The sequence below is a fragment of the Olleya sp. Ti.3.14 genome, from assembly GCF_038154885.1.
Lineage (GTDB): Bacteria > Bacteroidota > Bacteroidia > Flavobacteriales > Flavobacteriaceae > Olleya.
The window spans coordinates 711,158-737,856 of record NZ_JBAKAO010000001.1; the positions used below are offsets into that span (position 1 = coordinate 711,158).

The 26,699-nt window shown below is 30.3% G+C and carries 30 protein-coding genes; 11 read left to right on the forward strand and 19 right to left on the reverse strand.

The annotated features are described in order from the left end of the window. Positions 1–33 precede the first annotated feature (33 nt). Entirely contained in the window at positions 34–195 is a 162-nt protein-coding gene (gene rpmH / locus V6251_RS03305; RefSeq protein ID WP_028281753.1) for a 50S ribosomal protein L34, read from the reverse strand. Between the two features lie 211 nt (positions 196–406). On the opposite strand from rpmH, the gene V6251_RS03310 reads away from it, so the two are divergent. Continuing rightward, positions 407–985, forward strand: coding sequence for a DUF2892 domain-containing protein (locus V6251_RS03310; protein WP_145002145.1), 579 nt, complete (start codon positions 407–409; stop codon positions 983–985). 59 nt (positions 986–1,044) lie between these two features. On the opposite strand, the gene cls is transcribed toward V6251_RS03310, so the two are convergent. Genes cls through V6251_RS03325 form a run of 3 tightly spaced genes read right to left on the reverse strand, consistent with a single transcriptional unit; the run spans position 1,045 to position 4,143 of the window. Beyond that, a complete protein-coding gene (cls, locus tag V6251_RS03315; protein ID WP_341587024.1) occupies positions 1,045–2,502 on the reverse strand; it encodes a cardiolipin synthase in 1,458 nt (485 codons plus the stop codon). After that, complete coding sequence (locus V6251_RS03320; RefSeq protein WP_145002147.1) at positions 2,503–3,432, reverse strand: lytic transglycosylase domain-containing protein; 930 nt, start codon at positions 3,430–3,432, stop codon at positions 2,503–2,505. Between the two features lie 51 nt (positions 3,433–3,483). Continuing rightward, positions 3,484–4,143, reverse strand: a complete 660-nt coding sequence (locus tag V6251_RS03325) for an alpha/beta hydrolase (protein WP_341587025.1) — start codon at positions 4,141–4,143, stop codon at positions 3,484–3,486. Between the two features lie 124 nt (positions 4,144–4,267). On the opposite strand from V6251_RS03325, the gene V6251_RS03330 reads away from it, so the two are divergent. Then, positions 4,268–4,564, forward strand: coding sequence for a GNAT family N-acetyltransferase (locus V6251_RS03330; protein ID WP_186439197.1), 297 nt, complete (start codon positions 4,268–4,270; stop codon positions 4,562–4,564). Positions 4,565–4,787: 223 nt separating this feature from the next. Continuing rightward, the gene (locus V6251_RS03335; protein ID WP_445933612.1) at positions 4,788–6,407 is read left to right on the forward strand and encodes an ABC transporter substrate-binding protein; all 1,620 of its coding nucleotides are present in this window, start codon (positions 4,788–4,790) and stop codon (positions 6,405–6,407) included. Positions 6,408–6,423: 16 nt separating this feature from the next. Here the strand turns inward: V6251_RS03335 and V6251_RS03340 are convergent, their stop codons facing one another. The 4 genes from V6251_RS03340 to V6251_RS03355 all read right to left on the reverse strand — a co-directional run bounded on the left by V6251_RS03340 (position 6,424) and on the right by V6251_RS03355 (position 9,538). Then, positions 6,424–7,128: a lysoplasmalogenase gene (locus V6251_RS03340; protein ID WP_341587026.1), complete on the reverse strand. Its 705-nt coding sequence runs from the start codon at positions 7,126–7,128 to the stop codon at positions 6,424–6,426. A 2-nt stretch (positions 7,129–7,130) separates the two neighbouring features. After that, on the reverse strand, positions 7,131–7,853 hold the full coding sequence (locus V6251_RS03345; protein WP_341587027.1) for a lysoplasmalogenase family protein: 723 nt from the start codon (positions 7,851–7,853) through the stop codon (positions 7,131–7,133). 110 nt (positions 7,854–7,963) lie between these two features. Continuing rightward, positions 7,964–9,139 (reverse strand): GlmU family protein, encoded by a 1,176-nt coding sequence (locus tag V6251_RS03350; protein WP_341587028.1) that lies wholly within the window; start codon positions 9,137–9,139, stop codon positions 7,964–7,966. Positions 9,140–9,286: 147 nt separating this feature from the next. Further along, positions 9,287–9,538, reverse strand: coding sequence for a type B 50S ribosomal protein L31 (locus tag V6251_RS03355; RefSeq protein WP_145002153.1), 252 nt, complete (start codon positions 9,536–9,538; stop codon positions 9,287–9,289). A 160-nt stretch (positions 9,539–9,698) separates the two neighbouring features. On the opposite strand from V6251_RS03355, the gene V6251_RS03360 reads away from it, so the two are divergent. The 7 genes from V6251_RS03360 (at position 9,699) to V6251_RS03390 (ending at position 16,658) form a co-directional block, all read left to right on the forward strand. Further along, the gene (locus V6251_RS03360) at positions 9,699–10,229 is read left to right on the forward strand and encodes a DUF4199 domain-containing protein (RefSeq protein ID WP_341587029.1); all 531 of its coding nucleotides are present in this window, start codon (positions 9,699–9,701) and stop codon (positions 10,227–10,229) included. 36 nt (positions 10,230–10,265) lie between these two features. Beyond that, entirely contained in the window at positions 10,266–11,219 is a 954-nt protein-coding gene (locus V6251_RS03365) for a glycosyltransferase family 2 protein (RefSeq protein ID WP_341587030.1), read from the forward strand. 71 nt (positions 11,220–11,290) lie between these two features. Then, positions 11,291–13,018, forward strand: coding sequence for a phospho-sugar mutase (locus V6251_RS03370; protein WP_341587031.1), 1,728 nt, complete (start codon positions 11,291–11,293; stop codon positions 13,016–13,018). Between the two features lie 4 nt (positions 13,019–13,022). Further along, on the forward strand, positions 13,023–14,861 hold the full coding sequence (locus tag V6251_RS03375; protein WP_341587032.1) for an ABC transporter ATP-binding protein: 1,839 nt from the start codon (positions 13,023–13,025) through the stop codon (positions 14,859–14,861). A gap of 274 nt (positions 14,862–15,135) precedes the next feature. After that, entirely contained in the window at positions 15,136–15,681 is a 546-nt protein-coding gene (locus tag V6251_RS03380; protein ID WP_341587033.1) for an RNA polymerase sigma factor, read from the forward strand. A 33-nt stretch (positions 15,682–15,714) separates the two neighbouring features. Then, positions 15,715–16,197, forward strand: coding sequence for a hypothetical protein (locus V6251_RS03385; protein ID WP_341587034.1), 483 nt, complete (start codon positions 15,715–15,717; stop codon positions 16,195–16,197). 11 nt (positions 16,198–16,208) lie between these two features. Next, a complete protein-coding gene (locus tag V6251_RS03390; RefSeq protein ID WP_145002160.1) occupies positions 16,209–16,658 on the forward strand; it encodes a glycosyl transferase family 90 in 450 nt (149 codons plus the stop codon). A gap of 129 nt (positions 16,659–16,787) precedes the next feature. On the opposite strand, the gene V6251_RS03395 is transcribed toward V6251_RS03390, so the two are convergent. The 11 genes from V6251_RS03395 to V6251_RS03445 form a co-directional block, all read right to left on the reverse strand. Then, positions 16,788–17,885: a WD40/YVTN/BNR-like repeat-containing protein gene (locus tag V6251_RS03395; protein WP_341587035.1), complete on the reverse strand. Its 1,098-nt coding sequence runs from the start codon at positions 17,883–17,885 to the stop codon at positions 16,788–16,790. A 75-nt stretch (positions 17,886–17,960) separates the two neighbouring features. Beyond that, positions 17,961–18,617: an SCO family protein gene (locus tag V6251_RS03400; protein ID WP_341587036.1), complete on the reverse strand. Its 657-nt coding sequence runs from the start codon at positions 18,615–18,617 to the stop codon at positions 17,961–17,963. After that, on the reverse strand, positions 18,604–19,059 hold the full coding sequence (locus tag V6251_RS03405; protein ID WP_341587037.1) for a toxin-antitoxin system YwqK family antitoxin: 456 nt from the start codon (positions 19,057–19,059) through the stop codon (positions 18,604–18,606). Before V6251_RS03405 ends, V6251_RS03400 begins: the two co-directional genes overlap by 14 nt. A 142-nt stretch (positions 19,060–19,201) precedes the next feature. Next, positions 19,202–20,026, reverse strand: a complete 825-nt coding sequence (locus tag V6251_RS03410) for a YHYH protein (RefSeq protein ID WP_341587038.1) — start codon at positions 20,024–20,026, stop codon at positions 19,202–19,204. Positions 20,027–20,099: 73 nt separating this feature from the next. Further along, positions 20,100–21,242, reverse strand: coding sequence for a YHYH protein (locus V6251_RS03415; protein WP_341587039.1), 1,143 nt, complete (start codon positions 21,240–21,242; stop codon positions 20,100–20,102). A gap of 22 nt (positions 21,243–21,264) precedes the next feature. Further along, positions 21,265–21,798, reverse strand: coding sequence for a hypothetical protein (locus V6251_RS03420; RefSeq protein ID WP_341587040.1), 534 nt, complete (start codon positions 21,796–21,798; stop codon positions 21,265–21,267). A 168-nt stretch (positions 21,799–21,966) separates the two neighbouring features. Beyond that, the gene (locus V6251_RS03425; RefSeq protein WP_341587041.1) at positions 21,967–23,418 is read right to left on the reverse strand and encodes a CotH kinase family protein; all 1,452 of its coding nucleotides are present in this window, start codon (positions 23,416–23,418) and stop codon (positions 21,967–21,969) included. 32 nt (positions 23,419–23,450) lie between these two features. Beyond that, complete coding sequence (locus V6251_RS03430) at positions 23,451–23,735, reverse strand: EF-hand domain-containing protein (RefSeq protein ID WP_341587042.1); 285 nt, start codon at positions 23,733–23,735, stop codon at positions 23,451–23,453. A gap of 133 nt (positions 23,736–23,868) precedes the next feature. Further along, positions 23,869–24,330, reverse strand: a complete 462-nt coding sequence (locus V6251_RS03435; protein ID WP_341587043.1) for a Spy/CpxP family protein refolding chaperone — start codon at positions 24,328–24,330, stop codon at positions 23,869–23,871. Between the two features lie 2 nt (positions 24,331–24,332). Next, positions 24,333–24,647 (reverse strand): hypothetical protein, encoded by a 315-nt coding sequence (locus V6251_RS03440; protein ID WP_341587044.1) that lies wholly within the window; start codon positions 24,645–24,647, stop codon positions 24,333–24,335. Between the two features lie 35 nt (positions 24,648–24,682). Then, on the reverse strand, positions 24,683–25,261 hold the full coding sequence (locus tag V6251_RS03445) for an RNA polymerase sigma factor (RefSeq protein ID WP_341587045.1): 579 nt from the start codon (positions 25,259–25,261) through the stop codon (positions 24,683–24,685). A 166-nt stretch (positions 25,262–25,427) separates the two neighbouring features. Between V6251_RS03445 and V6251_RS03450 the strand changes: the two genes are divergently transcribed. Continuing rightward, the gene (locus tag V6251_RS03450; RefSeq protein WP_341587046.1) at positions 25,428–26,639 is read left to right on the forward strand and encodes an RsmB/NOP family class I SAM-dependent RNA methyltransferase; all 1,212 of its coding nucleotides are present in this window, start codon (positions 25,428–25,430) and stop codon (positions 26,637–26,639) included. The last annotated feature ends 60 nt before the right edge of the window (positions 26,640–26,699 follow it).

Here is a 26,699-nt window from a genome sequence, read left to right on the forward strand (position 1 = left end):
TAACGCCTTTAAAATGTTAACAATTGTTAAACATTATTTTTTATGTCTAGTTTCAGATGAAACAGATATTTTCTTTCTTCCTTTAGCACGACGACGAGCTAATACCTTTCTACCATTAGCAGAAGCCATTCTTTCTCTAAAACCATGTTTATTTCTTCTTTTTCTCTTTGATGGCTGAAACGTTCTTTTTGGCATTGTCTTATTTTTTTAAAATCTGAATAGTATATGTTTTATTTAGTTTTATGCTTTACGTAAAACTGAGCGCAAATATACAACGAGTTTTTTATTTCACAAACCTAATTTAAAAAATATTTTTAAAGATTTTTTTAGTTTCTTTGTACTCCAATAAAAATAACGCTTAAAAACGTTACAAATCAAGTAATACAAGACTTTTAAAATTTAAAAAATGTACAATAAAGTAATAAAACTAATATTAGCAATCGGAATTTTTGGTGTAGCCATCTGGCAATTTGTGGAAGGAAACATCGGTAATGGTATCATGTACATCTTTTTAGCCCTAATATTTGTCTTCTTATATTTTAAAAATGAATTTATTTTATTAGCTTTTTTAAGATTAAGAAAACAAGATTTTCCTGGTGCTAAAAAATGGTTAGATAAAATTAAAAATCCAGATACTGCTTTAGTTAAAAAGCAACAAGGGTATTATAACTTTTTAAATGGTATTATGGTTTCTCAGGATAATATGACTGAAGCTGAACGTTATTTTAAAAAAGCAGAGCAATTAGGTTTATCTATGGATCATGATATGGCAATGGTTAAACTTAATTTAGCTGGAGTTGCAATGTCTAAAAGAAGAAAGCAAGAAGCGGTTACATTATTAGCCGAAGCACAAAAGCTTGATAAACAAGGTATGTTAACTGATCAAATTAAAATGATGAAAGAAAACATGAAACGCGCACAAGCGCCTAAACAACACTTTGGTCAAGGTGGATCAATACGTGCACAAAAAAGACGTAGTAGATAATTATACTTTTATAAATTAAAAAGGGTCAAACTAATTAATACTTGTTTGACCCTTTTTTTTTACAGTAAAGGCGCCCAAAGTCTACAATAGGCTTCTTGCATACGCTTAATATTAGATCGCTCTGTCCATTGCTCTAGATTAACTTGGATAGCACTTTCTAGGTCATTATTAAATATGCTTTTAGCTTCAATTGCTTTTTCTTTATTATAGATAAGCGCGTTGATTTCAAAATTAATATTAAAGCTTCTGTAGTCCATATTACAGGTTCCTATAGTTGTAAAAACATCATCCACAACCATAGTTTTAGCATGAATAAAGCCTTTTTCATACCTATAAATTTTGACATTGGCTTCTAATAATTGTTCTAGATATGAGTTTGTGGCATGTTTTGCTGTCCACGAGTCCGATTTATCTGGAATTAGAAGTTTGACATCTACTCCACTTTTTGATGCCACTTGCATGGCTGTAATGATTTGATCATTAGGTATAAAATAAGGCGTTGTTATGTAAACGTAATCTTCGGCAGTTACTATTGCAAAAAATATAGCTTCCATAATATTAGCCCAATCTGTATCTGGACCACTTGCTGCTATTTGTACTGGAGTAATTGTTTTAACCTTGTTTTGCGGAAAAAACGAACGGTTTAATGTCAAGCTAGTATCTGCTACAAAATTCCAATTGGTTAAAAATTGAGTTTGTAAGGTAAAAACAGATTCGCCAATAATTTTTAAATGTGTATCTCTCCAATAGTCTTTATTTTCGGGATAATTAACGTAAGTATCAGAGACATTTATTCCGCCTACATAACCTATTTCTCCATCTATAATCACAATTTTTCTGTGATTTCTATAATTCATTTTACCTGTAAATCTAGGAAACAATACTGGCATAAAAGCAAAATATTGAACTCCAGCATTGGTTAGTTTTTTCTTCATTTTAGAAGAAATTTTACTACCTACATCGTCAAAACTAAGTCTTACCGTTACGCCTTCCTTGGCTTTTTTGCATAATAAATCTAAAAATCTAGTCCCAATATGATCATCTTTTAAGATATAATATTCAATATGGATATGTTCTTTAGCATTATCAATATCTGTAAATAGCTTTTCAAATTTATTTTCGCCATTAATTATGATTTCTACATCATTAAATTTAGTTAATGGTGATTTATCATTTTTTTGAAGCAGATGTATTAATCTAATTTGATCTTCGTCAATTTTAGCTTCATATTGCGTTAAGGATTCTGGCTGAATCTTTAAATCTTTATTAATAGATTGTATTAAATGGTTATTTAAAACGTCTTTACGATTAAAAATTTTATTCTTTCTATACTCTTGTCCAAAAAAGTAATAAACTACTAATCCAAAAAAAGGAAACACTAACAATACAATGATGTACGTTAGTGTTTTTGTTGGATTTATTGATTTAAATAAAATAGTAGCAACTGCAATTATTACCAATATGTAATTGATAGCAATTGCTATAGTCCACCAATTTTGAGTTAAAAAATCAAGCATTTACGGATTAGTTTGGTAGTAACCCTCTCTTGGGATATCAATAAAATATTGTTTTCTAGAACTATTATTTAAATGTGGTTCTCTTAACCAAGGGTTGTGTAATTTTAATATCTTGTAGTTTATACCAAATTGCTTAGCAAAACCTGCAAAGTCAGTTACTGCAGTATCTACAGCTACTTGATAGGTTGGCACTGCTTTATACAAATCTTTGTCTCTAAAATTAAATCCATAAGCATCTGGATTAGATAAAATTTCTTTTAAAGCTATTATTCTAAACACATACCTTCCTGTTTCTTCACCTAAAAGCAAATCATAATAACTAGTAACGTCTTGTTCTTTTAAGCGTCTAGAAATACCATAATTACCTGCATTATATGCTGCTGCTGCAGATGTCCAAGATCCTAAACTTTCTTTAGCTTTTTTTAAATAATCACAAGCTACTTCTGTGGCTTTTTCTAAATTATAACGTTCGTCTACATTATCGTTTACTTCTAGTCCATGTTCGCGACCTGTTGCTTTCATGATTTGCCAAAACCCACTTGCTCCTGCTGGAGAACGTGCGTCTGTTAAACCACTTTCAATAACTGCCAAATATTTAAAATCGTCAGGAATTCCGTTTTTTGCTAAAATAGGTTCGATAATAGGGAAATATTTTTTGGCACGCTTAAACATTAACAAACCATTAGATTGCCAATAGGTATTAACTAAAAGCTCTTTATCCATGCGCTCATAAATATCTGGATTTGATAATGGCACAGCTTCTCCTGCAAACTCCAAATAGCTAGGCATTTGAATTGCGTATACATTATAATCGTTTATTATTTTTTTCTCAAAATTCTCGTCAGTAGGAGCATCTTGATAGGCGTTAATAAATAACAATCCTAAAACACCTAAGCCAACAATAGCTAAACTTTTTTGTACAATCTTCATCTTCTTATCTTTTGTTTAAATTTAAAATTTTTTATTCAAACCACTTAATATTTAAGCGATTAGTTTTGGTAAGTTTTCATTAAACCATTTATATTTATTAATAATCATGATATGTGTACCTCCTTTTATACTTACGCATGCTCCTAAATTAGCAAAAGGAAATACTTTATCATTATCACCATGTATATGGATTACATTATCTAATGCTTGGTCTTGATCCCAACAAACCACTTGCTGTATTGCCCAATCCAGATACATTTTATCGCTTACCGACAAATATTTTTTATATAACTCAATACGTTTAGTTATAGTATTACCAAACGCATATTTAGCCAACAAATCAACATTACTAAGTAATTGTGTGGGTAGTATTTTATATGCTTTTGTCATACGCAACAGACGCATTCTTTTAGGCAACTCGTGTTTGGACTTTACACTGGATACTATTATAATTTTATTATACTTAATATACTTACTCATTTCTTGCACTAAAATCCCTCCAAAAGAGACACCTAAGAGTACTGGATTATCATGTTTTATATCTTCACACATGCGTTTTGCATAGCTAGATAATGTTTCATTTGGATTAGGTAATTTCCATTCTAACCAGTAAATTTTAAATTGATTTTCAGGCAATTTAATGTGCTCAAATATCGTAGGATTAGCAGCCATACCAGGCATTAGATAAACAGGTATTACTTCTTGATTCATAAGCTTTTAACAATAAACAAACACAGTGCTATTAGATTTTTGAGTATCTTTGTGCTGTAAAGCTATAAAATAGTTTGGTACTATTTTTGAAACTCCCCTAATAATTAATAAAACTTTATACATTATGATTGATGCAGCTGAGTTAGTTGACAATGATTTTTTACGTCAATTTGAACTGAAAATTGATAATCATTTCGCTAAAATAGAATACTCTTTACAAGAAAGAAAAATCTTTTTAACTAAATTAATAGTGCCTGAGGAGCAGGATAATGAAGATTTTGTAAACGAGTTTTTAAAAATTGTTTTTGACAATATTGAAGAACGTAATTTAAGCGTAATGCCTACCAGTCCAGAGATAGCAAAATTCATGAGACGCAATAGGCAATACAAAAAACTTTTACCTGTAGGTGTCAGAATCTAACTTTTACAATAAAAACATAATTAAAACCGAAGCTAACACCTTCGGTTTTTTTTTTGAAATAAAGATTATACTAATTATAATTATGCTACTCGAAACAATTAAACCATGCTATAACTATAAAAAAAAGAATTAGCTATATTGTGTATATTTACACTATATAATTTTAGTTTAAAAAAAGCACTTTTCTTTACACTAAAAAAAGAGAAACAGTAATAACAGCACCTTGACAACTATTATAACCAACAAAGCGTTACCTATATATAGCTTAATTTTTATTTTTACATTTTTAGTATCTTGTAAGGACACTAAAAACGTAAACAATGACCATTTAGTTTTTAGATATAACGAACACAAAAACATAGGATCACTAGATCCTGCATTTGCAAAAGACAACGCAGATATTTGGGCAATACATCAATTATTTAATGGATTGGTTCAAATGGATGACAGCTTACATGTTAAACCTAGTATTGCTAAAAACTGGACACTATCAGATAATGGTTTAAGTTATAATTTTGTGCTAAAAAACAATGTCTATTTTCATAAACATAAATTATTTGGTAAGGATTCTACCAGACAAGTTATTGCTTCTGACTTTGTTTATAGTTTTAACCGATTGTTGGATAAAAATATAGCGTCGTCAGGTCAGTGGATTTTTAATAAAGTAGACACCTTTAAGGCAATAAACGACACCGTTTTTAATATCACTTTAAAACAACCCTTTCCTGCATTTTTGGGCTTATTAACAATGAAGTATTGTAGTGTCGTGCCTAAAGAAATAACAGAATATTATGGTAGTGATTTTAGATCAAATCCAATAGGTACAGGTCCTTTTAAGTTTAAACGCTGGGAAGAAAACATCAAACTGGTTTTTAGAAAAAATGAAAACTATTTTGAAACTACTAAAGATGGTCAAAAACTACCACATTTGGAAGCTGTAGCTATTACCTTTTTACCTGATAAGCAGAGTGAATTTATGCAATTTATTCAAGGTAATTTAGACTTTTTAAATAGCTTAGATGCCTCTTATCAAGATGAAATATTGACTACAAATGGAGAATTAAGAGATAAATATCTTAATACTATAAACATAAATAGAGGTCCTTACTTAAATACAGAATATTTGGCTTTTTATATGGATTCGGATTTAAATGAAATCCAATCCAAACAAATACGTGAAGCTATAAATTATGGCTTTGACAGAAAAAAAATGATGACCTATTTACGTAACGGAATTGGAATAGCTGCAAATGGTGGATTTATACCAAAAGGGTTACCAGGTTACAATGCTAATATTGGATACACTTACCAAACCGTAAAAGCAAAAAAACTTATTGCTGAATACAAAGCACAAAACAATAATAAAACGCCAGAGGTAACAATTACCACAACTAGTAATTATCTTAACTTTTGCGAATACATACAACGCGAGCTTATTAAAATTGGTTTAAATATAAAGGTAGATGTCATTCCTGCATCAACTTTAAAAGAAGGTAAAGCCAACGGAAAATTAGATTTATTTAGAGCTAGTTGGGTTGCAGATTATCCAGACGCTCAAAATTATCTATCATTATTTTATTCAGAAAATTTTGCACCAAATGGTCCTAATTATACTCATTTTAGCAATACTGATTTTGATAGATGGTACAACCAGGCTTTTATTACTACAGAAGTATCTGAAAGAACTAAATTGTACACCAAAATGGATAGTTTGGTTATAAAAAATGCTCCTATAGTGCCTTTATATTATGATGAAGTGATTAGATTTACTCAAAAAAATGTTATTGGACTTGGTAATAATCCTATCAATTTATTAGAGTTAAAGCATGTTAAAAAACAATAGTTACTAGTTTTAATTTTTATATTTTAGAGATAAGATCACTATTTTCAACATAGTTAGGTTTGTCAATCATTAAACCTAAAATTATAAGATATTGTCCAAATCCATAACCAAACATTACTATAAAATCCTGAAATAGGATGTCTCCATAAAATGTTTTAACAACCATTGTAGCTTCAGAGAATACAAATAAAACTACACCTGATAAAACTGTATAATAGCTTTTGTTGTTTGCTACATCTTTTCTAAGATAGGCAAAAAGAGTCATGACTAAGGATATAAAAAAATACAACGTTACTGGAATAAAATATCCTTTGAGGTTTACAAAAATTAAATTATACAAAAACGCAACAAATAAAAAACAAACCACTAAAAACGGTAATAAACGTTTATTACTAAAGTCTTCCTTGTGTGTAAATTTAAAAATGTAGATCAATTTACCAAACACAAAAAGTATTAAACTAATAATAAACTTTACTTTATTTAAGTGGTCAATAATTAAAATATCACCTATAAAAAAAATAATTAATCCATAAAAAACATACCTATTGTTCAATTTTTTTTTCTTGTAAACACAATAACCCGTAAATATTATAAGAGTGACTAGCACCAATATTTTAGAATAATACCTGCAAGGAATTATAGGCAAATTAGTTTTTACATAAATATCTAAAAATAACAAAGCCAAAAATACAGGTGTAAAATAGCGTATTAATTTATCCATAATTATGTATTCACTTTCAGTTTTTCAATATTATCTGTAAGTCTACTTTCTTTTAGCACTCCCAATATAATCATGTACTGAGACAAACAATAAAAAAACATAACAGTAATTTTATTATAAGCAATTAATGGATCATAAAATATTTTAAGAATATTAATACTATCTGCTATCATTGAGAAAAACACACCAAATAAGACTAACCAAAAACTTAATCCATTGACCTCACTTTTTCTTAAATAAGCAAATTGCATTAATAACAGTACTACAAATAAGTAGATTAAAAATGGAAAAAAATAATGACCTAAATTATTATACACCAAATCTGTGATAATAGTCATGTAAGCAAAACCAAGTATTAAAAAAGGAATTAATTTAGAAATCTTGAAATCTTTACTATTTAAAAATCGTATCGAATAACAAATTTTAGCTCCAATAAATAAAAATGCTGCAAATACAAAATGAGTCATTTCGCCAGAATTTCCGGTAATAAAAAAAACATCTCCAATTATAAATAAAGATAAAGCATAAATTACCAGTCGTTTTTTAGAAATGTCCTTTTGCTTAGTTTTAAATAAATAAAAAACTAACAAAGTAATGCCAAGAGCTAATTTAGTAAAGTATCTATAGGAATATAACGCTTCATTATTCTTAAAAAAAGAATCTAAAACGTATAGAAAAAGATATAAGATGGTAAATCTAAGCGTATTTTTAAAAATAAAACTCATATTGATTATTAAGCCTAATCAATATAAAAATTTAATTCAGAATTAACACATAAAAACTTACAATTTCGACGAATAACCTTTAATCACCAATAGATTGTACTAAATAATAATTACTCTTTTCTGTACTTTTTAGAATCTTCAAAAACTTGAGTTAAAATAGCTTCATCTTGACTAGAAAATTCCACACCTCTTCTTGCCATTACAACTTTAGCAACCTCAAAAGCTTTAGACGTTAAATAGGTTGTAAAACCAGAAGCGCCTCCCCAACTATAACTTGGCACAAAATTTCTTGGAAAACCACTACCAAAAATATTGGCATTAACACCTATAACGGTTCCTGTATTAAACATGGTATTAATACCACATTTACTATGGTCTCCCATCATTAAACCACAAAACTGTAATCCCGTTTTAGCAAAACGCTCAGTTTCATAATCCCATAGTTTAACTTCGACATAATTATTTTTAAGGTTAGAATTATTAGTATCTGCACCCAAATTACACCATTCTCCTATTACGGAATTCCCTAAAAATCCATCATGTCCTTTGTTAGAATACCCAAATAACACTGAGTTATTAACCTCGCCTCCTACTTTACTATGTGGTCCAATTGTAGTTGGCCCATATATTTTTGCTCCTAATTTTAAAGTTGCATGATCACATAAAGCTAAAGGACCTCTAACCAAACTCCCTTCCATCACCTCTGCATCTTTACCAATATAAATTGGTCCTGCACTAGCATTTAATGTAGCAAACTGGACAACCGCTCCTTCTTCAATAAAAATGTTTTCTGGTGCAATAATATTATTACTTGTAGGTATTGGTTCAGATTTTCTGTCTTTAGTTAACAATTCAAAATCTTGTTGTATAGCTTCTCCGTTTTTAGAAAATATCTCCCAAGTGTGTTCAATTTTAGTAACATCATTATCAAACTCAATAGCTTCATACGTATCAAAATCTATGTCTTCCTGAGTATCTGTTGTATAAAAAGCAATTATATCCTCATCTTTAAAAATAGCTTGATTTTTTTCTAACCCTATAATCAATTCAACTAATTCATTATTTGGTAAATAAGATGCATTTAACATAACATTTTCTTCTAACTCAACCATAGGATATTTATCTGCCAAATAATCCTCTGTTACTGTTGTAGTTGTCGTTTGTAAATACATCTCCCACTTCTCTCTAATTGTCAGTATACCAACTCTGATATCTGCAACAGGTCTAGTATAAGTAAATGGAAGTAATTGGTTGCGTACTGGTCCATCAAAAAGGATATAATTCATTGTGGTTTTTATTTTAAGTTTAGACATCAAAACACAATTAAGCATTTTGCTTTTTTGTGTTTAGCATTCAAAAATAGTTGAAAATAAGATAACAAAAAAAGCCTTTCATAAAAATGAAAGGCTTTTAAAATATAGTTAACGCTAAAATTATTTTTTAAATTTTGCGTATTTGTTTTTGAATTTATCGATACGACCTGCTGTATCAATTAGTTTAGACTTACCTGTATAAAATGGGTGAGACGTTCTAGAAATCTCCATTTTTATAACTGGATATTCAACACCATCAACTTCAATAGTTTCACTAGTGTTTGCAGTAGACTTAGTTAAAAATACGTCATCGTTTGACATGTCTTTAAATGCTACCATTCTATAATTTTCTGGATGTATACCTTTTTTCATCGCTAAATGCTTTTTTATCTTAACTAAATTCGAGGTGCAAATTTAAGTATTTTTTACAAATGAGCAACTAATTTATGAAAAAAAATTAATTATGTAATATTGTAACATATTATTGCACTTTAAGACTAATAGATTATTAACTAATTAACTCAACAAAATTATGGAAAAAACTATAAAATCAATCGCAATTAATTTTGGTATGTACCTTGGTGCAACCTTAGGCGGAATCACTGTATTAGCCTATGCTTTGTACTTAGACCTATTAACTAAATGGTGGTTAGGTATTTTATTATTCGTTATAATTATTGTCTACGGAATTATTTCTGTATCAAAATCTAAAGCATCATTAGGTGGTTATATTTCATTTAAAGAAAGTTTTAGCTCCTATTTTATTACGGTTGCAATAGGTGTAATAATTAGCACTTTGGTAAGTGTACTTGTTTTTAATTTTATCGACCCTGAAGCTGCTGTTGCTTTAAAAGAAAAAACAATTGAAGCAACATTACAAATCATGAAAAATTTTAATGCTCCCGAAGAGGAAATCGCTAAAACTTTAGATCTTATGGAAGCGCAAAAAAACCAATTCGCGTTAATGCCACAAATACAATCAACAGCCATGTTTTTAGTAATACAAGCTGTTATTGGACTTATTGTTTCATTAATAATGAAAAAAACTAACGAAGACCTATAATAGTTTTATATTTGAAAATATATTTCAAATTAAATTATGAACATATCAGTAGTCATACCACTACTTAACGAAGAAGAATCATTAACAGAATTACACCATTGGATTGCAAATGTCATGCAAACCAATGGTTTTTCTTATGAGCTATTATTTATAGACGATGGTAGTACAGATAATTCTTGGAAAATTATTGAAAAAATTCAAGAAACGGACAACAACGTTAAAGGTATCAGATTTTTAAAAAACTTTGGAAAATCCCAAGCATTACATGCTGGTTTTGCTACAGTGACAGGAGATGTAATAATCACTATGGATGCCGATTTACAAGATAATCCAGAGGAAATACCTGAACTTTACAACATGATTACTAATCAAGGTTTTGAGTTAGTTTCTGGATGGAAAAAAAAGCGTTACGATAATAAGTTAACTAAAAACTTACCTTCAAAATTATTTAATTGGGCAGCAAGAAAAACTTCAGGTGTCCAACTTAATGACTTTAATTGCGGACTTAAAGCCTACAATAAAGATGTTGTTAAAAACATTGATGTAAATGGCGAAATGCACAGATACATACCTGTTTTAGCCAAAAATGCTGGATTTTCTAACATTGGCGAAAAAATAGTCCAACATCAAGCCAGAAAATATGGCGAAACCAAATTTGGAATGGATCGTTTTGTTAACGGGTTTTTGGACTTAATTACCATTTGGTTTTTATCCAGATTTGGCAAAAGACCAATGCATTTATTTGGTGCATTAGGCGTTATTATGTTTGGCTTAGGACTTGTTTTTGCATTGTATTTAGGAATAGACAAACTATTTTTTAATACCTCAGGTAGGCTAATCACCCAAAGACCTCAGTTTTATCTAGCATTAGTAACCATGATTTTAGGATCACAATTTTTTGTTGCTGGTTTTTTAGGCGAAATAATTTTACGTCAAAAATCAGACAAAAAAAGATATTTAATTAAAGAATCCTTAAATTTAAAGGACTAAACTTATTAATTATTAACAAAACAAATAACTACCTTTAGGTAATTATTTATCTTAATTTAAGACCACAACCTATGAGACATATTGAACCAGAACTTTTAAACAGAGTCAATACTTGGTTAACTCCAGCTTTTGATAATGAAACACAAGATTATATAAAAAATCTTATCGCTTTAGAGCCTACTGAGCTTAAAGAAAGTTTTTATAAAGACTTAGAGTTTGGTACTGGAGGTATGCGTGGTGTAATGGGAATTGGGACAAACAGAATTAATAAATATACCTTAGGAAAAAACACACAAGGTATTTGTAATTACATGAAAACTGTTTTTCCAGGAGAAGACTTAAAAGTTGCTATCGCTTACGACTGTAGACACAACAGTAAAAGTTTAGCAAAAGTTGTAGCAGACGTGTTTTCATCAAACAATGTCAAAGTTTATTTATTTGAAGACCTACGTCCTACTCCAGAGTTATCTTTTGCTTTAAAACATTTAGACTGTCATTGTGGTATCGTTTTAACTGCTTCACATAATCCACCAGAATATAATGGTTACAAAGTATATTGGCAAGATGGTGGACAATTAGTACCACCTCAAGATGCCGAAATTATTAAAATAATAAATGCCTTAGACTATGCCGAAATAAAATTTGAAGCAAAGCCGGAGTTAATAGAATATATAGGAAAAGAAGTTGATGATGTTTTTATTGATGCAGCAGTAAAAAACGGAAGTTTTGATACAACCAAAGCTGCCAAAGATAATCTGAAAATAGTTTTTACATCCTTACACGGAACCTCCATTACTAGCATACCAGAAACGTTTAAACGTGCAGGTTACAATAATGTAAATATTGTTGAAGAACAACGTGAGCCTAATGGCGATTTCCCAACTGTAAAATCTCCAAATCCAGAAGAACCTGAAGCTCTTAAAATGGCTTTAGAATTAGCAGAAAAAGTAGATGGAGATATTGTTATAGGTACAGATCCTGATAGCGACAGAGTTGGTATTGCTGTTAGAGGTTTAGATAATAAAATGATTTTATTAAACGGAAACCAAACCATGGTCATGATGACCGATTTTTTATTGCAACAATGGAAAAATAACAACAAAATAAATGACAATCAATTTATAGGAAGCACCATTGTATCTACGCCAATGATGACTGCTTTAGCAGATGCCTTTAAGGTAGAATGTAAAATTGGTCTTACTGGATTTAAATGGATTGCTAAAATGATTAAAGACTTTCCTAACCAAGAGTTTATTGGTGGTGGAGAAGAAAGTTTTGGGTTTATGGTTGGTGATTTTGTACGTGACAAAGATGCTGTAACATCTGCTTTACTTGCTTGCGAAATTGCAGCTCAAGCAAAAGCAAAAGGCAGTAGTTTTTACAAAGAATTAATACAACTGTACATTAAACATGGTTTTTATAAAGAACGTTTAATATCCATGACTAAAAAAGGTATCGAAGGTGCGCAAGAAATCAAACAAATGATGATTGATGCAAGAGAAAACCCTCTAACAACAGTTAATGGGTCAAAAGTTATCAAGATAGAAGACTATCAATTATCTGAAGCTAAAAATACAACAGACAATACTACAAGTACTATTGATGTACCTAAATCAAATGTATTAATTTATTACACCGAAGACGGAAGTAAAATAGCCTTAAGACCAAGTGGTACAGAGCCTAAAATAAAATTCTACATTAGCGTTAATACAACTTTAGACAATGTGTCAGAATTTGAAGCTAAGGAACAGAAATTGGAAAGCAAGATTGATGCTATATTAAAAGATATGCAGTTATAATTAAATGGATCAAAATCTAAAAAAAATAATCCCATATATTAAACCTTATAAGTTTAATATAGTGATGAATGTTATTTTTAATATTCTATACGCGCTTTTTAGCACATTATCATTTATAACAATGTTTCCATTGTTAGAAGTGTTATTTCAAAAAAACTCAGAGCCCACTACTATTCCAAAAAAACCTGTATACACTGACATTTGGAATATTACTGATTATTTAAAAGATTCATTCTTCTATGAAATTGGTAAACTTAATGAAATACATGGTCCTCAATATTCATTATTGTTAGCTGTTGGTTTAGTAATTACTACATTTTTACTTAAAAACTTATTTAACTATTTAGCATCCTTTCATATGATGCATTTAAAAAATGGAGTTTTAAGTGATCTGCGTAAAAAAATGTATCAAAAAATTATAAGCTTATCAATACCTTTTTATTCAAATCGTACAAAAGGAGATATAATGGCTAGAATGTTAGGTGATATTAGCCAAGTACAATCGTCATTTTTTGTTATTTTAGAACTTATTGTTAGAGAGCCCTTAACAATACTATTCACGATTTATGCTATGCTAAAAATTAGTGTAAATCTTACACTTTTTGTTTTTGTTTTCATGCCTATTTCTGGCTTTATAATTTCTAGAATCGGTAAAAATTTAAAATCAAAATCAACAAAAGCTCAAGAAGAATCTGGAAAACTTATCTCAATTGTTGAAGAAAGCCTAACAGGATTAAAGGTTGTTAAAAGCTACAATGCAGAATCTAGTTTTACAAAAAAATTCAATAATTCTGTTGACCGTTTATTAAAATTATCAAACAGTATAGGTAACAAAAACAACCTAGCCTCACCAATGAGTGAATTTATGGGTATTGTTACAATTGCTATTCTTTTATGGTATGGAGGTAATTTAGTTTTAGTTGAAAAAACACTAGAAGGCGAATTATTTTTAGTGTATCTACTTTTAGCTTATAATATTTTAACGCCAGCCAAAGCAATCTCTAAAGCATCCTATTCTGTAAAAAATGGACTAGCTGCTGCAGAGCGTGTATTTGAAATCTTAGAACAAGAGGAAACAATAACATCAAATAGTGATGCTATTGACTTAACAGGCTTTTCTCACGAAATCAAAATCGAAAACATCAATTTTAGATACGAAGAAGAAAATGTGCTTAAAAAATTCAACTTAAAAGTACCTAAAGGAAAATCTGTTGCTCTTGTCGGACAATCTGGAAGTGGAAAAAGTACAATAGCTAATTTACTGACTCGTTTTTATGATGTAAATGAAGGTAACATTACTATTGATGGTAATGACATAAAAAAGGTTACAAAAAAGTCATTACGTAGTCTAATGGGATTAGTAACACAAGACTCTATCCTATTTAATGACACTATAAAAAACAATATTTTAATAGGTAAACCTGATGCAACCGAAGACCAAATTATTGACGCTTTAAAAATTGCAAACGCTTGGGAGTTTGTTAGTGAGTTACCTAAAGGTATTGAAACCAATGTTGGAGATGCTGGAAATAATTTTTCTGGTGGACAAAAACAACGTCTAAGTATTGCTAGAGCTGTACTTAAAAACCCTCCTATTATGATTTTGGATGAAGCTACCTCAGCTTTAGACACTGAAAGCGAGCGTTTAGTCCAAGTTGCCTTAGAAAATATGATGAAAAACAGGACATCTATTGTTATTGCTCACAGGCTATCTACCATCCAAAATGCAGATCAAATTATTGTGATGCAAAAAGGAGAAATTGTAGAACAAGGTACACACACAGAACTATTAGAAAAAAACGGTATGTATAAAAAGCTAGTAGAAATGCAGAGTTTTGAGTAATTAAAACAATCTATAAATTAAAAAAAGGATAAACTAAGTTTATCCTTTTTTTTGTGCATTGCTAGATTTGGGGCCAACAACAAAAGTAAATTTAACAACATAAATCTAAAGCAAATAATACATAAAAACAAGCATAATTTGTTTTTAAACCGATAAACCACGCGTTTAATCGCTTATTTTTTTATAAAACTATGATTTACAAATAGTTAATAATCATTAAAAATTCTAATAAAACTTTTAAACTATTAGCTTAAATTAGAGTCTAATAATTAATATGTCAGAGAACGAAACACTTTTAGTGCAGCAATTACAATCTGAATCAGAAAAAAACGCTGCTTTTAAAACACTAATCACGCTATACAAAGAGCGATTGTATTGGCACATTAGACATATAGTAAAATCTCATGACGATGCTGATGACGTTTTACAAAATACGTTTATAAAAGTTTTTAAAAACATTAATAAATTTAAAGGCGACAGCCAATTATACTCTTGGATTTATAGAATAGCAACTAACGAAGCTTTAACACATTTAAAAAGAAACGCAAAATTAAAAAATACTGCTAGTCACGATACTCAGGATTTAGCAATAAACAATTTACAATCGGACGTTTACTTTGAAGGAGAAGCCATACAGCTTAAACTTCAAAAAGCAATAACAACACTTCCTGAAAAACAACAATTAGTGTTTAATATGAAATATTTTCAAGATTTAAAATACAGCGAACTATCAGAAATACTTGACACCAGTGAAGGAGCCCTAAAAGCATCCTACCATTTAGCTTCTAAAAAAATAGAAGCCTATTTAAAAGAACATTAAACCAATTACGTTTTTTTTAGTCTTAATAATACAATGAAAAAAGAAAGCTTAAATACAATCAAGACTTCAGGATTCAAAATCCCTAAGGACTACTTTGAAGGATTAGAAGATGCCATTCTAGCGCAAGCAACATTAGAAGCACATTCTAAAACCTCTGGTTTTAATGTTCCAGATGGTTATTTTGAAACTTTAGAAAATACGATTTTATCTAAATTAGATAAGCCAGAACCTAAAGTATTTAATCTGTTTAACAAAAAAACTATTGTATCATTATCTAGCGTTGCTGCAGCCATAGTACTATTATTTAATTTAAACCTATTTAAAGCAGCTCCTACATTAGACAGCTTAGATACAGATACTGTAGAAAACTATATTTTAGATGAAATAGAAATTAACGATCTTAATATGTTAATTAATGACTCGGAATTATCACAAACAGATTTTATAGATTATAATTTAATTGAAGTTGAAGACTATATTGACGACATAGATTTAAACGACTTATACCAAGAATAAAACATATTACAATGAAAAAACATATTATAACATTACTAGTTTTAGTGTTTTCTTTTAGTGCAATTGCACAAAAAGAAAAAATAAAACAACACGAAAAACTTAAAGCTTTAAAAGTAGCACACATTACAGAGCAATTAGATTTTTCTTCCAAGGAAGCAGAAGCTTTTTGGCCTATTTACAATGACTTTGAAGAACAAAAAAGTAAATTAAGAGAAGCGTCTGACATCAAACGTAAGGATATTGATGTTACAAAATTAACAAACAAAGAAGCCGAAACCCTAATTAAGGACATGCAAGATTTGGAAGACGCTAGAGTAAAAAGCTATAAAATTTACGTTGATAAGCTTTCAAAAATAATTAGTTACAAAAAAATTGTACTACTTTTTAATGCTGAACGCTCCTTTAAAAGAAAAATGATAGAAGAGTTTAGAGGAAGACACAAAGACAATAAAAAAGACTAAAAAAAGAAGCCAATAGGCTTCTTTTTTTTGCATTAAACTTAACTTGTTTTGATTTTAAATTCTTTGATTGAATACTTATGAGATTCTGAAATAAATTTATAATTACGCTACTTCTACTATTAAAACAATCTATTTAAAGGTTAATTTACTAATCTTTTTATTTCCTGCAGCATACGCTGTTGTTTCATCTATAAACCTAATAGTATAATACCCATCATCACTTAAATGCGTCCACGTATTACCAGCGTCACTACTGTAATCTATTCCTTTAAATCCAATTGCAACTAATTGTTGCGCATTGCTATTTGGCACGTATTGTACACAGCTTCTGTAACCAGGTCCAGTACCATCAGACATAAGTTGCCATGTTTTTCCGCCATCAGTAGTCTTTATTTTATTAGCCACATTATCATCCGCTTTGGTGTAATCTCCACCTACTGCAAAACCATTGTTTTCATCATAAAAATCTATACTATAAATACCTGTAGTTTCTAAGCCTTGTATAATTGGTGTATCAAAGACCTCCCAAGTGTTTCCTTTATCTGGAGAATATAAAATACGACTAGCCTTACCACCTGTAGCCACCCAAGTTTTATCGCCTACAATAGCTATATTAGTATCACTTGCAGCAAATGCAGCTTCGCCTTCTTTTGCTTTTGGTAACACATCACACGATAGTTTTGTCCAAGACTCTCCTCCATCTCGTGTTATAATTACACTTAAACAATCATCTGTTGGATCTCCAATTGCAATACCTTCTTGGTCATTCCAAAATTCCATAGCATCGTAGAATGCTTTTTCATGATTTTCTTGATACACGACTGTGTTTTTATGTAAATCAACATCTAAATTAAAAATCAAAGCAGGTGACCCTATACTTAACCCATAACCTTTATTACTAGTAACAGCCAAAGCTCTAAAATTTGGAATAATGCTATCGTGTTTTACTTGAATGGGTAATACCTTTTTAATCGCATTATATCCTGGTAAATCACTATTAAAATACATACCAAATTTTCCTTCAGAAGTTAAGTAGGCTAAACCAACAGTATCAATAATTTCAATAGCTCTTACATTTAAAGCGTCATCTTCTATTAACGTTTCTATCTCAACAGCTGTAAAAGTGGTTTTTATTGGTTTTGGTACCGTTTTATATTTACCAATACCACAACTACCTAATCCAATTATAAGCGAAATACTAAATATTAGATATATTATTTTTTTCATGATTATTAATTTTCTATAAAAATAGAAAAGCTCCACCATTACAGCGAAGCTTTCCTGAAAAATAATCAACCAAAATTATTTATCTTCAATCTCTAAGGTTTTTATATCTGCAATTAATTGTTGTACAGCAGTTTTATTTAATCCATTATAAATCCCTCGTATATGTTTGTTTTTATCTATTAATACAAAGTTTTCGGTATGTAAAAAGTCATCATCTGTCTTTTCGTTTCCTAAATCTTCTTCAACAAAATAAGCTTGTCTTCCTAAATCATAAATTTGTTTTCTATCTCCTGTAACTAAATGCCATTTATTAGTTATTACGCCTTTACCTTCTGCGTAATGTTTTAAAATCGATACAGAATCCTTAACTGGTGTTACGGAGTGTGATAGTAATAAGACTTGATCATCATCTTTAAACGCGTCTTGCAATACAGACATGTTTTCTGTCATTTTTGGACAAATCCCAGGACATGATGTAAAAAAGAAATCTGTTACGTAAATTTTATTTTCAAACGTTTTTTGAGTAATTTGTTGTCCATCTTGATTTGTTAATGTAAACTCTGGTATTTTATGAAACGATTTTAAATCGGTTGTTTTACCCTCTAACCAATGAGGCGTAAAACTAGCATCGCTATAATAAGGTAAGACATCTACCCTACTACTTTTAACTTCGGTTTTACCTTTACAATTACATAATAATGCTACTAAAAAAAATAAGCTATAGTTTTTCATCTTGTACAATTTCTTCTTCTAATTGAAAACACAGATTAGCGCGTTTTAATCCAAAAATGCGACCATTTTTAGCTTGATAGTTATTATAAATTTTTCCGTTACGTCTCCAGGCTTGCTGCATACCTTTTTCTTTACCATCGACTAATGTCATTAGTTTAAATTTTTGTCCAGAGACATACCATTGTTTTTGAATACCATTAGCTTTTCCGTTTATATAATGTGACTCTGATCTTAAATTACCATTTGACCACCATGATTTTGACACACCATGTAATTGTCCATTGGTATAAAAAGCTTCAAAACTTAATATGCCATCTTCAAACCACTTTTTAAAAACACCATCTTTAATTCCGTTTTTGTAATCAATAGCTTCAGCAATAGTGTTGTTATTATATTTTAAAATTGACGTCCCACTAAAAGGCTTATCTTGGAAGTAGACCAACCCAATGTTTGGTTTTAAGACTAATTGTGACTTAGGTATTTTAATAGTTATTATTTCCGTTTGAGCGTTACTAACTAGCGCTGTATTATTAGTCTGATTTTGACAATTAAAAATAAGTATTAAACTGAATAAAAAACAGTTTTTAAAGGATATTGCTTGGAGTACCTTGATAATCACCTGGAAATAAAATATAATATGCGTTTAAATATAATTCGTTTTGGATATGGTAATGGTACTCTGCTGTTGTTGTATGTTGCGTTGTACTTGTATGTCCTCCTGATGCATCCAAATCTGTAGGGTATGTACCTGTTGCGTTACATTTACGACCATAAAGAAAAAACCCATCTGCAATAATACCAATTAATGCTTCGTCATCATTAGACCAAGCTTTAGGCTCTAAATGGTAGTGATAACTTTGTGGTCCTGTATGTGCTGCTGTATAATCTAGAGATCCTACTGCATTATCCAAAGGTACGTTTGGTCCTTCCTCATCATTATAAATTACAGATCCTGAAATTGAGATACCAATAGCACCTAATCCTGTTGCTGTACTGCTACTTGCTAATTGCGGATTTGCAGATACTGTTAAGGAGTATGATCCATTAAAATCGTCAATATTTCCTGGTGCCATTTGATCATAACTAGTTACTGTTGGCTCAACCCATAATGGATGGTCAGCGTTAGAAACTGTTGTAAAAGTTACACCTTGCGGACCTACTAAAGATCTTGAAACTGTATTGGACCAATAAGGTGACGTATGGTCAGGCAACCCATTAGTTTGTATTGTAATATTGGTACCATTTAATGTAATGGTGGTATTAGTTGCATTAAATTCTGAAAATGCATTATGCAATGTTGCTGTGGTCACTTCTCCATCTGTTGTTGTACCAGTAGTTGCTGCATCGTCATCACTACATGATACAAATATAGTTAATACTAAAATAGATAATTTAAATACGTTTTTCATTTTTGCGTTGTTGTTAGCGGATTATGTTATTTTAGATGCGTGATATTTTAAAAACTTGTGGTCTTAGCGAAATTTAATTTTTTGCAGCTTGAGTTTTTTTCCCGAGTGGTCTTTGACCTCTGTTATTTGAGACTTTTTGCAATTCTTCTTTAGTTAAAAACCCATCGTTATTAGCGTCTATTTTAGAAAAATCTTCTTTTAATGGTCCTTTAACTTCTTTTTTAGACAATTTGCCATCCTTATTATCATCCATTTGTTTAATAATCTGTGATGGTTCTGGACGTCCACCTTGACCATTATGTTGACCATTTGGAGGTCCTTGTTCTTGACTTTCTACTTCTCCCATAACACAACGACCAACATAAGGAAACTGATTAGTTACTAAATACATATACTTACCATCGACAGTAATACCATTACACTCGTCCAAATCACCATAACCAGCGACATACTCGTAATCTGAACCATACGTTCCGTCATGATGTCCTGCAACAGCAATATCCATATGCTGATGTGGATTATCATAAGTACAATCCTCACCTTCTCTGGATCCGTCTAACAATTTAAAGCTAGGTTTATATTGCCCACTTTTAGAATAGTACATAGGAAATCCATCATGAGCAAATCCAATATGAACCAAATCTTGTCCTGTATCAAATTTTGAAATTATAGATGTTGGTGTCCCATGATAATGATAAGCACCTGTGGGTTGTACATGTGCATGATTAAAATCCAAACCAAGATCTATAACGTCCTGAATAGCCTCTACACGATAATTTTCTCCTGTATCACACACTACAACCTCTGCTGTTTGAGGCTCAAATTTAATTCCGTTTAAAGCAATTCCTGGTTCTCTCATCCATTGCGCTTTACCAGTATATTTTGGTATTAATGGAAATGAATAAGTGATATCCTGAGGCGCAATAGTATTTGGATTACCTGGATTAGGAAAAGCTCCTGTGTCATGGTTTGGTAATGAATTAGTTACCATAACACGTGTATCACCATTAATTGTCACCTTAGTTTTTGTACCATACGTAGTGTCTTCAAGCTCATAATTACCATAGTAATTATTTGTTGTTTTAAATGTATGATCTGTATCATGCGAATGATTTTGTGATCCATCATGGCTATGTGTTGTTGTCTTTTTTTGACTATTACAACCAAATAACAGACCAAGCATTACAACTACTAAAACTTTATATAGGCTTTTCATATTCTTTTTTTTTGAAATTAAATCAATCTCTTTTTCTACGTTTAGGCTTATCATCAGTTTCAAAAAACGCCTTTAATTCTTCCAAATCTAACTCACCATCACTATTAGTATCTATCTTACTAAAATTATCAGATAATTCAATTTTCTTTTTAGCAGCTACTTCTAATTCATTTAATGTTCCGTCACCATTATCATCAATAGCTTTGATTATTTTTTTAGCTGAAATTTTTCTAGGCTTACTATCATCTAAAGACACTTTTAATTCATCCAAATCAATCACTCCATCTTCGTTAGCGTCAATTAAATCAAAATCTTCTGACATTTTCCCTCTTTCATCACTAGCTGCTTCATCTTTATCAATCACTAGATCTTTATTAGTGTCTAATTTTGAAAGAATTTCAGACGCATCTGGTGCTCCTCCACGTTGCTGACCTCTTTCACCTCCTCTTTCGCCTCCTCTTCCACCTTGTCTACCTCCACCTCTTTGAGCAAATACGCTAAAACATAATAGCATTGAAAAGACTGTTAATACTGTTTTTAATTGGTTATTTTTCATTTTTAAATACTGTTTATAAGCTTTAGATGCTTTTATTCTTTAAAACTTGTGATAAAATGTTTTTATATTGAAGTTATTTCTTCTTAATAGCATATCGTTATTATAAAGGCCTCATAAGTTTTACATAATGAAGCCTTTAACTGCTATTAAAAAACTAATTAATTATTTTTAATCTAAGTAATCACTAACTGCTGTTGAACGAGATGATACATGTGTATTTAACAGGTTAACTGCATTTTGGAAATCCGAACCATTTTCTAAAAAACTATAACCTGCAACTTCTGATGTTGCATAAGGTTGTATTAATGCTGCATAATTTGCGTACAGAGACTGAATTGTGCTAACATTAAAAGCATTATCTACTACGTCTTGAACATAGGTATCATATTGCGCTTTGTAAACCGAGTCTTGATACAAATAGCCAATTAAAGGCCATTCAGAGTTATTTAATCCTGAAAAATCCAATGGTAATGAGCCTCCCATTTTTCCTGTTTGCAAAGCTTCGTTATTATCCCATGGTATCCATGTTAGTTTACTAGTATCTGGATTGTTATATAAAAAATAATTATGTGTCATCCTTCCATAAGTATCCCAATTTTGAACGACTGTATTAACTGCTAAGTATTTTATAAAGACATCTGTATCAAAAACAGCGTCAAGATTTGCTCTCCATGATTCTGGGTCTGTAGTTCTTGAACCATCATTTATTACAGCTAATAAACTAGCAACATCATCAAAATCGCCTTCATCTTCGTTAGTTTTTTTAACGTATTCACTTTCATTATAAGTTCCCATAGCAAAACTAGCAGCAACACCATCTGGCTTGTATAAATTACCATCATCATCAGAAAACTGTGTATCTAAAACTGTATCATCTACTTCTTCCACCATAGTGTAAAGTCCAAAATATTGTGGTCCATCACCATGGTCTACATAAACGGTATAAAATGCAGTATGTGAGGCTACTAATCCTGAGTTTCTAAAAACATCTGTCGCTACTTTTTCGCGCAACATAGACTTATCATCAAAGTTATTTTTAAGACTTAACTTTTTAAAACCATAAAAACGTTGGTTGTCTATTTGTGGATAATCATCTTCAAACTCATCAAAATCTAATTTAAGCGATAGTTTTAAAATTCCATTTTGCCAGCTAGTTTGCAAACTAGAATTACCTTTAAATCTAACACCTACGCGATACCATTCAATACCGTTATAAAATACTTCGGCAGGTACAAAAATTGGATCTTCGTCAATTTCTGTTAAAACACCACCACCAGCTCCTCCTCCTGGACCGCCTGCACCAGCTCCAAAAGCTCCGTAAAGACTTGTCATATTATCAAGCATAGATTGCCAACGTGCTTCAGTAATTACTATATCTAATCTTTTTACAGCGTTATCTTCAAATACTTCTTCAAAATTAGGATCTGCATCTTTACTGTGCGTCTCAGAAGTCCAATCTGTGGCTTCAAAATCAGTATCGTCAATTACTCCAACGTCTTCATCCTCTATTTCAGTTGTTGTAACACTATCATCGTCATTACAAGAAGTAAAGACTGTAAGCGTTATACCAAATACAACTACGATTAATATAAGATTTAGTTTGCTTTTTATATGCTTCATATTATTTATGGTTTATTGGTTATGTTATCTAATTAGTTACGTTCTCTTTTTTTTGGTTTTGGTGCTTTTTTAAATTCAGCTTCAGATATAAATCCGTCTTCATCTGTATCAATTTTATCAAAATTTTCTTTTAAAGGTCCTTTGATTTCGGATTTAGATAATTTACCGTCTTCATCTTTATCCAATTCTTTTAATAACTGACTAAATGTTGGTGGTTCTTTTTTCTGTTTATCGCTAGATTGAGCGTTAACACTAGTTACACTTAAAACTGTTAAACCAAACACTAATACTGCTGTACTTAATATGTTGTTTTTCATATCTAAATAATTTATTTGTTATGGTATTTAGATGTTTTGTTTTAAAATAACTTGTGGCCAACTATGTTAAACAAAACACAAAAAAAAGACCCTCAATTTACTGAAGGTCTTTTTTAAATTTTAGAAAAGTGTTTTACTCTGGTCTTCTAGGATGTTCTGGTCCTTGATTATCAAATCTTCGTGCTTTTTTTATTATAGATTTAAATTGTTCTTTTTGTTTATCGTCAGACAAATTATAAATTGCCCTTAATCTTTTAAACAATTCGTGTTCTCTTGTAATTGTTTTGTCTGCAATATTTGCTATTAAGTTATCTATCTCTTGTTGATCAATTGAAGCTGCAGTAATATTACTAAACAATTGGTCTTTTAAAGACTTAATAGCATCACCAACTGCACGCATATTATTGTGATGTTTAGCTTCTAAACTTTTAAATTGTGCTAATTGTTGGTCATTAAATTTTAACTCAGTTGCAATAAAATCTCCTGATGTTTTAGGTCCATTCTGACCTGGACGACCTATATAATTGAATAGAAAAAAGCCATTCATTATAATTAAAACAATAAGTAAAAGATATAAAACGGTGTGTTTTTTCATGATTATAATTTTAAAAATGAAGATTCTGAATCTGAGTTCAATCCATAATCTGAGGCAAAACTAGAAATAGCGTCGTTATATTTTGCGCTATTAATTTGGCGGATAGCATATACGTTAACAATTACAACACAAACTAACGTTGCTAATTGTAATTGCGGTGTAAACCAACTCCAAGATTTAGAAGTTACCTGTTTTTCTGCAAACATTTTTTGCATAGTTTTATCCTTAAAAAAAGGAGAAACTTGGACACTATTTAAAGTATCTAAAGCATTTAATGTGCTATCTATTTTATCTTGAATGTTATTATTTGTGTTCATATTAATTTAGATGTAATAGTCTTAAAAAACTTGTGTTACTCTTGATTTTTATAAAAATTTTCTAGTGTTTTTTGTAAATTCTTTTTTGCTCTAAACAGCAAAGACTCAATAGATCCAATACTTTTATTAGTAATTTCGCTAATTTCTTTATAGCTTTTATCATCAATTTTATTTAGTGTAAAAACTATACGTTGTGCTTCTGGCAGTTTATTAATTGCTAAAAATAAGATTTCACTAGTTTCCTTTTGTTCTAACACTAATCCTGGATGATTAATCTCTGTAAAGTAACTAGCTTTATCTAGATTATAGTCATTACTTGATAATGACTCTAAAAAAGCAAACCGTTTTTTAGCATTTTTTTTTCTAATAAATTCTAAACATTTATTGGTTGTAATCCTATAAATCCATGTGGATAACTTAGATTCTTGCTTAAATTTATGAATAGAATTAAAAACCTCCACAAAAACCTCTTGTGCGATATCCTCTGCATCTTCCCTATTTGGCACAAATGACAGACAAGTCCCAAACACTTTGTGCTGAAAATCCTCCAAAAGCTTACTATAAGAAGCGCTACTTTTAGCCTTAAGCTGGTGTATAAAATCTGTTTCTGTCAAAAATGATTAGATATTCTATTAATAAGTTTAGATGCAATACTTTTAAAAAACTTGTGCATTTATTTAAAATTATTTTTTAAATGACAAATCTATAATATCTTAATACTAAAAAGTAATACAAATTGGTGTTATTTAAGTAACTTTGCACGTTATTAAATACAAAAAAATGCGCTTACACAAAAATTTATGCTTTGCCACAGTTGATGGTTTATTATTAATCTTTAACGACGGTCATTATGCAGATAAAGTTGTTCAACAATTACTTAAACGCGACAAACGCTGGGGAAGTCGTGACAGAGGTTTTGTTGCAGAAACCACATACGATATCGTACGATGGAAAAGACTTTATGCAGAAATTGCTGAAGTAAAAGAACCATTTAACAGAGATGAAATCTGGCGTATGTTTGCGGTTTGGGCTACACTAAAAGGTATTACACTACCTGATTGGAAATATTTTGAAAATACACCGACAAGAAAAATTAAAGGTCGTTTTGACGAATTTTCTAAAATTAGAAAAATAAAAGAGTCGTTTCCAGATTGGATGGATGAGTTAGCTGCTGAAGCTTTAGGCGAAGCTGTTTGGACTAAAGAAGCTGCTGCTTTAAATGAGCAAGCAGATGTTATTTTAAGAGTAAACACACTTAAAACAACTAGAGAAAAACTTAAATCCGATTTATTTGATTTAGATATTGAAACTGAAGAATTAGCAAAATATCCAAATGCTTTAAAATTAGCCGAACGTGGTAATGTATTTACTACAGAAGCCTTTAAAAATGGTCATTTTGAAGTGCAAGATGCCTCTTCTCAATTAGTTGCAGAATATTTACAAGTAGAACCAGGAATGCGTGTTGTAGATACATGCGCTGGTGCAGGAGGAAAAACATTGCACCTTGCAAGTTTGATGGAAAATAAAGGTCAAATAATTGCACTAGACATTTACGATAATAAATTAAAAGAGTTAAAACGTCGTGCTAAACGCGCTGGAGCGCATAATATTGAGCCAAGACACATAGACTCTACTAAAGTTATTAAAAAACTTTATGATAAAGCAGATCGTGTATTAATTGATGCACCATGTTCTGGATTAGGCGTTTTAAGAAGAAATCCTGATGCTAAATGGAAAATGCAACCAGAATTTATTGAAAAAATCAAAAAAACTCAAGCCGAAATATTAAGCTCATATTCTAGAATGGTTAAGTCTGGAGGAAAATTAGTGTATGCTACATGTTCTATTTTACCATCAGAGAATCAAGATCAAGTAACCAAATTTTTAGCTTCAGAAAGTGGTAAAGAGTTTTCTTTAATCAAGGATAATAAAATTTTATCTCACCAATCAGGCTATGATGGCTTTTACATGGCCCTTTTAGAAAGAAAATAATTGTATTTAAACTTAAATAACATATATAAATTTAATTTACATATCGTAATACCCTTTAAA

Bases quoted from the DNA above. Each gene is read 5' to 3' on its own strand.
- V6251_RS03435 (WP_341587043.1), bottom strand. From the start codon at position 24,330: ATGAAAAAACACACCGTTTTATATCTTTTACTTATTGTTTTAATTATA.
- cls (WP_341587024.1), bottom strand. From the start codon at position 2,502: ATGCTTGATTTTTTAACTCAAAATTGGTGGACTATAGCAATTGCTATC.
- V6251_RS03450 (WP_341587046.1), top strand. From the start codon at position 25,428: ATGCGCTTACACAAAAATTTATGCTTTGCCACAGTTGATGGTTTATTA.
- V6251_RS03345 (WP_341587027.1), bottom strand. From the start codon at position 7,853: ATGAGTTTTATTTTTAAAAATACGCTTAGATTTACCATCTTATATCTT.
- V6251_RS03440 (WP_341587044.1), bottom strand. From the start codon at position 24,647: ATGAACACAAATAATAACATTCAAGATAAAATAGATAGCACATTAAAT.
- V6251_RS03380 (WP_341587033.1), top strand. From the start codon at position 15,136: ATGTCAGAGAACGAAACACTTTTAGTGCAGCAATTACAATCTGAATCA.
- V6251_RS03355 (WP_145002153.1), bottom strand. From the start codon at position 9,538: ATGAAAAAAGGTATACATCCAGAAAATTATAGAATGGTAGCATTTAAA.
- V6251_RS03410 (WP_341587038.1), bottom strand. From the start codon at position 20,026: ATGAAAAACGTATTTAAATTATCTATTTTAGTATTAACTATATTTGTA.
- V6251_RS03360 (WP_341587029.1), top strand. From the start codon at position 9,699: ATGGAAAAAACTATAAAATCAATCGCAATTAATTTTGGTATGTACCTT.
- V6251_RS03415 (WP_341587039.1), bottom strand. From the start codon at position 21,242: ATGAAAAGCCTATATAAAGTTTTAGTAGTTGTAATGCTTGGTCTGTTA.
- V6251_RS03310 (WP_145002145.1), top strand. From the start codon at position 407: ATGTACAATAAAGTAATAAAACTAATATTAGCAATCGGAATTTTTGGT.
- V6251_RS03370 (WP_341587031.1), top strand. From the start codon at position 11,291: ATGAGACATATTGAACCAGAACTTTTAAACAGAGTCAATACTTGGTTA.
- V6251_RS03340 (WP_341587026.1), bottom strand. From the start codon at position 7,128: ATGGATAAATTAATACGCTATTTTACACCTGTATTTTTGGCTTTGTTA.
- V6251_RS03430 (WP_341587042.1), bottom strand. From the start codon at position 23,735: ATGAAAAACAACATATTAAGTACAGCAGTATTAGTGTTTGGTTTAACA.
- V6251_RS03425 (WP_341587041.1), bottom strand. From the start codon at position 23,418: ATGAAGCATATAAAAAGCAAACTAAATCTTATATTAATCGTAGTTGTA.
- V6251_RS03385 (WP_341587034.1), top strand. From the start codon at position 15,715: ATGAAAAAAGAAAGCTTAAATACAATCAAGACTTCAGGATTCAAAATC.
- V6251_RS03420 (WP_341587040.1), bottom strand. From the start codon at position 21,798: ATGAAAAATAACCAATTAAAAACAGTATTAACAGTCTTTTCAATGCTA.
- V6251_RS03350 (WP_341587028.1), bottom strand. From the start codon at position 9,139: ATGAATTATATCCTTTTTGATGGACCAGTACGCAACCAATTACTTCCA.
- V6251_RS03400 (WP_341587036.1), bottom strand. From the start codon at position 18,617: ATGAAAAACTATAGCTTATTTTTTTTAGTAGCATTATTATGTAATTGT.
- V6251_RS03390 (WP_145002160.1), top strand. From the start codon at position 16,209: ATGAAAAAACATATTATAACATTACTAGTTTTAGTGTTTTCTTTTAGT.
- V6251_RS03395 (WP_341587035.1), bottom strand. From the start codon at position 17,885: ATGAAAAAAATAATATATCTAATATTTAGTATTTCGCTTATAATTGGA.
- V6251_RS03325 (WP_341587025.1), bottom strand. From the start codon at position 4,143: ATGAATCAAGAAGTAATACCTGTTTATCTAATGCCTGGTATGGCTGCT.
- rpmH (WP_028281753.1), bottom strand. From the start codon at position 195: ATGCCAAAAAGAACGTTTCAGCCATCAAAGAGAAAAAGAAGAAATAAA.
- V6251_RS03330 (WP_186439197.1), top strand. From the start codon at position 4,268: ATGATTGATGCAGCTGAGTTAGTTGACAATGATTTTTTACGTCAATTT.
- V6251_RS03365 (WP_341587030.1), top strand. From the start codon at position 10,266: ATGAACATATCAGTAGTCATACCACTACTTAACGAAGAAGAATCATTA.
- V6251_RS03320 (WP_145002147.1), bottom strand. From the start codon at position 3,432: ATGAAGATTGTACAAAAAAGTTTAGCTATTGTTGGCTTAGGTGTTTTA.
- V6251_RS03375 (WP_341587032.1), top strand. From the start codon at position 13,023: ATGGATCAAAATCTAAAAAAAATAATCCCATATATTAAACCTTATAAG.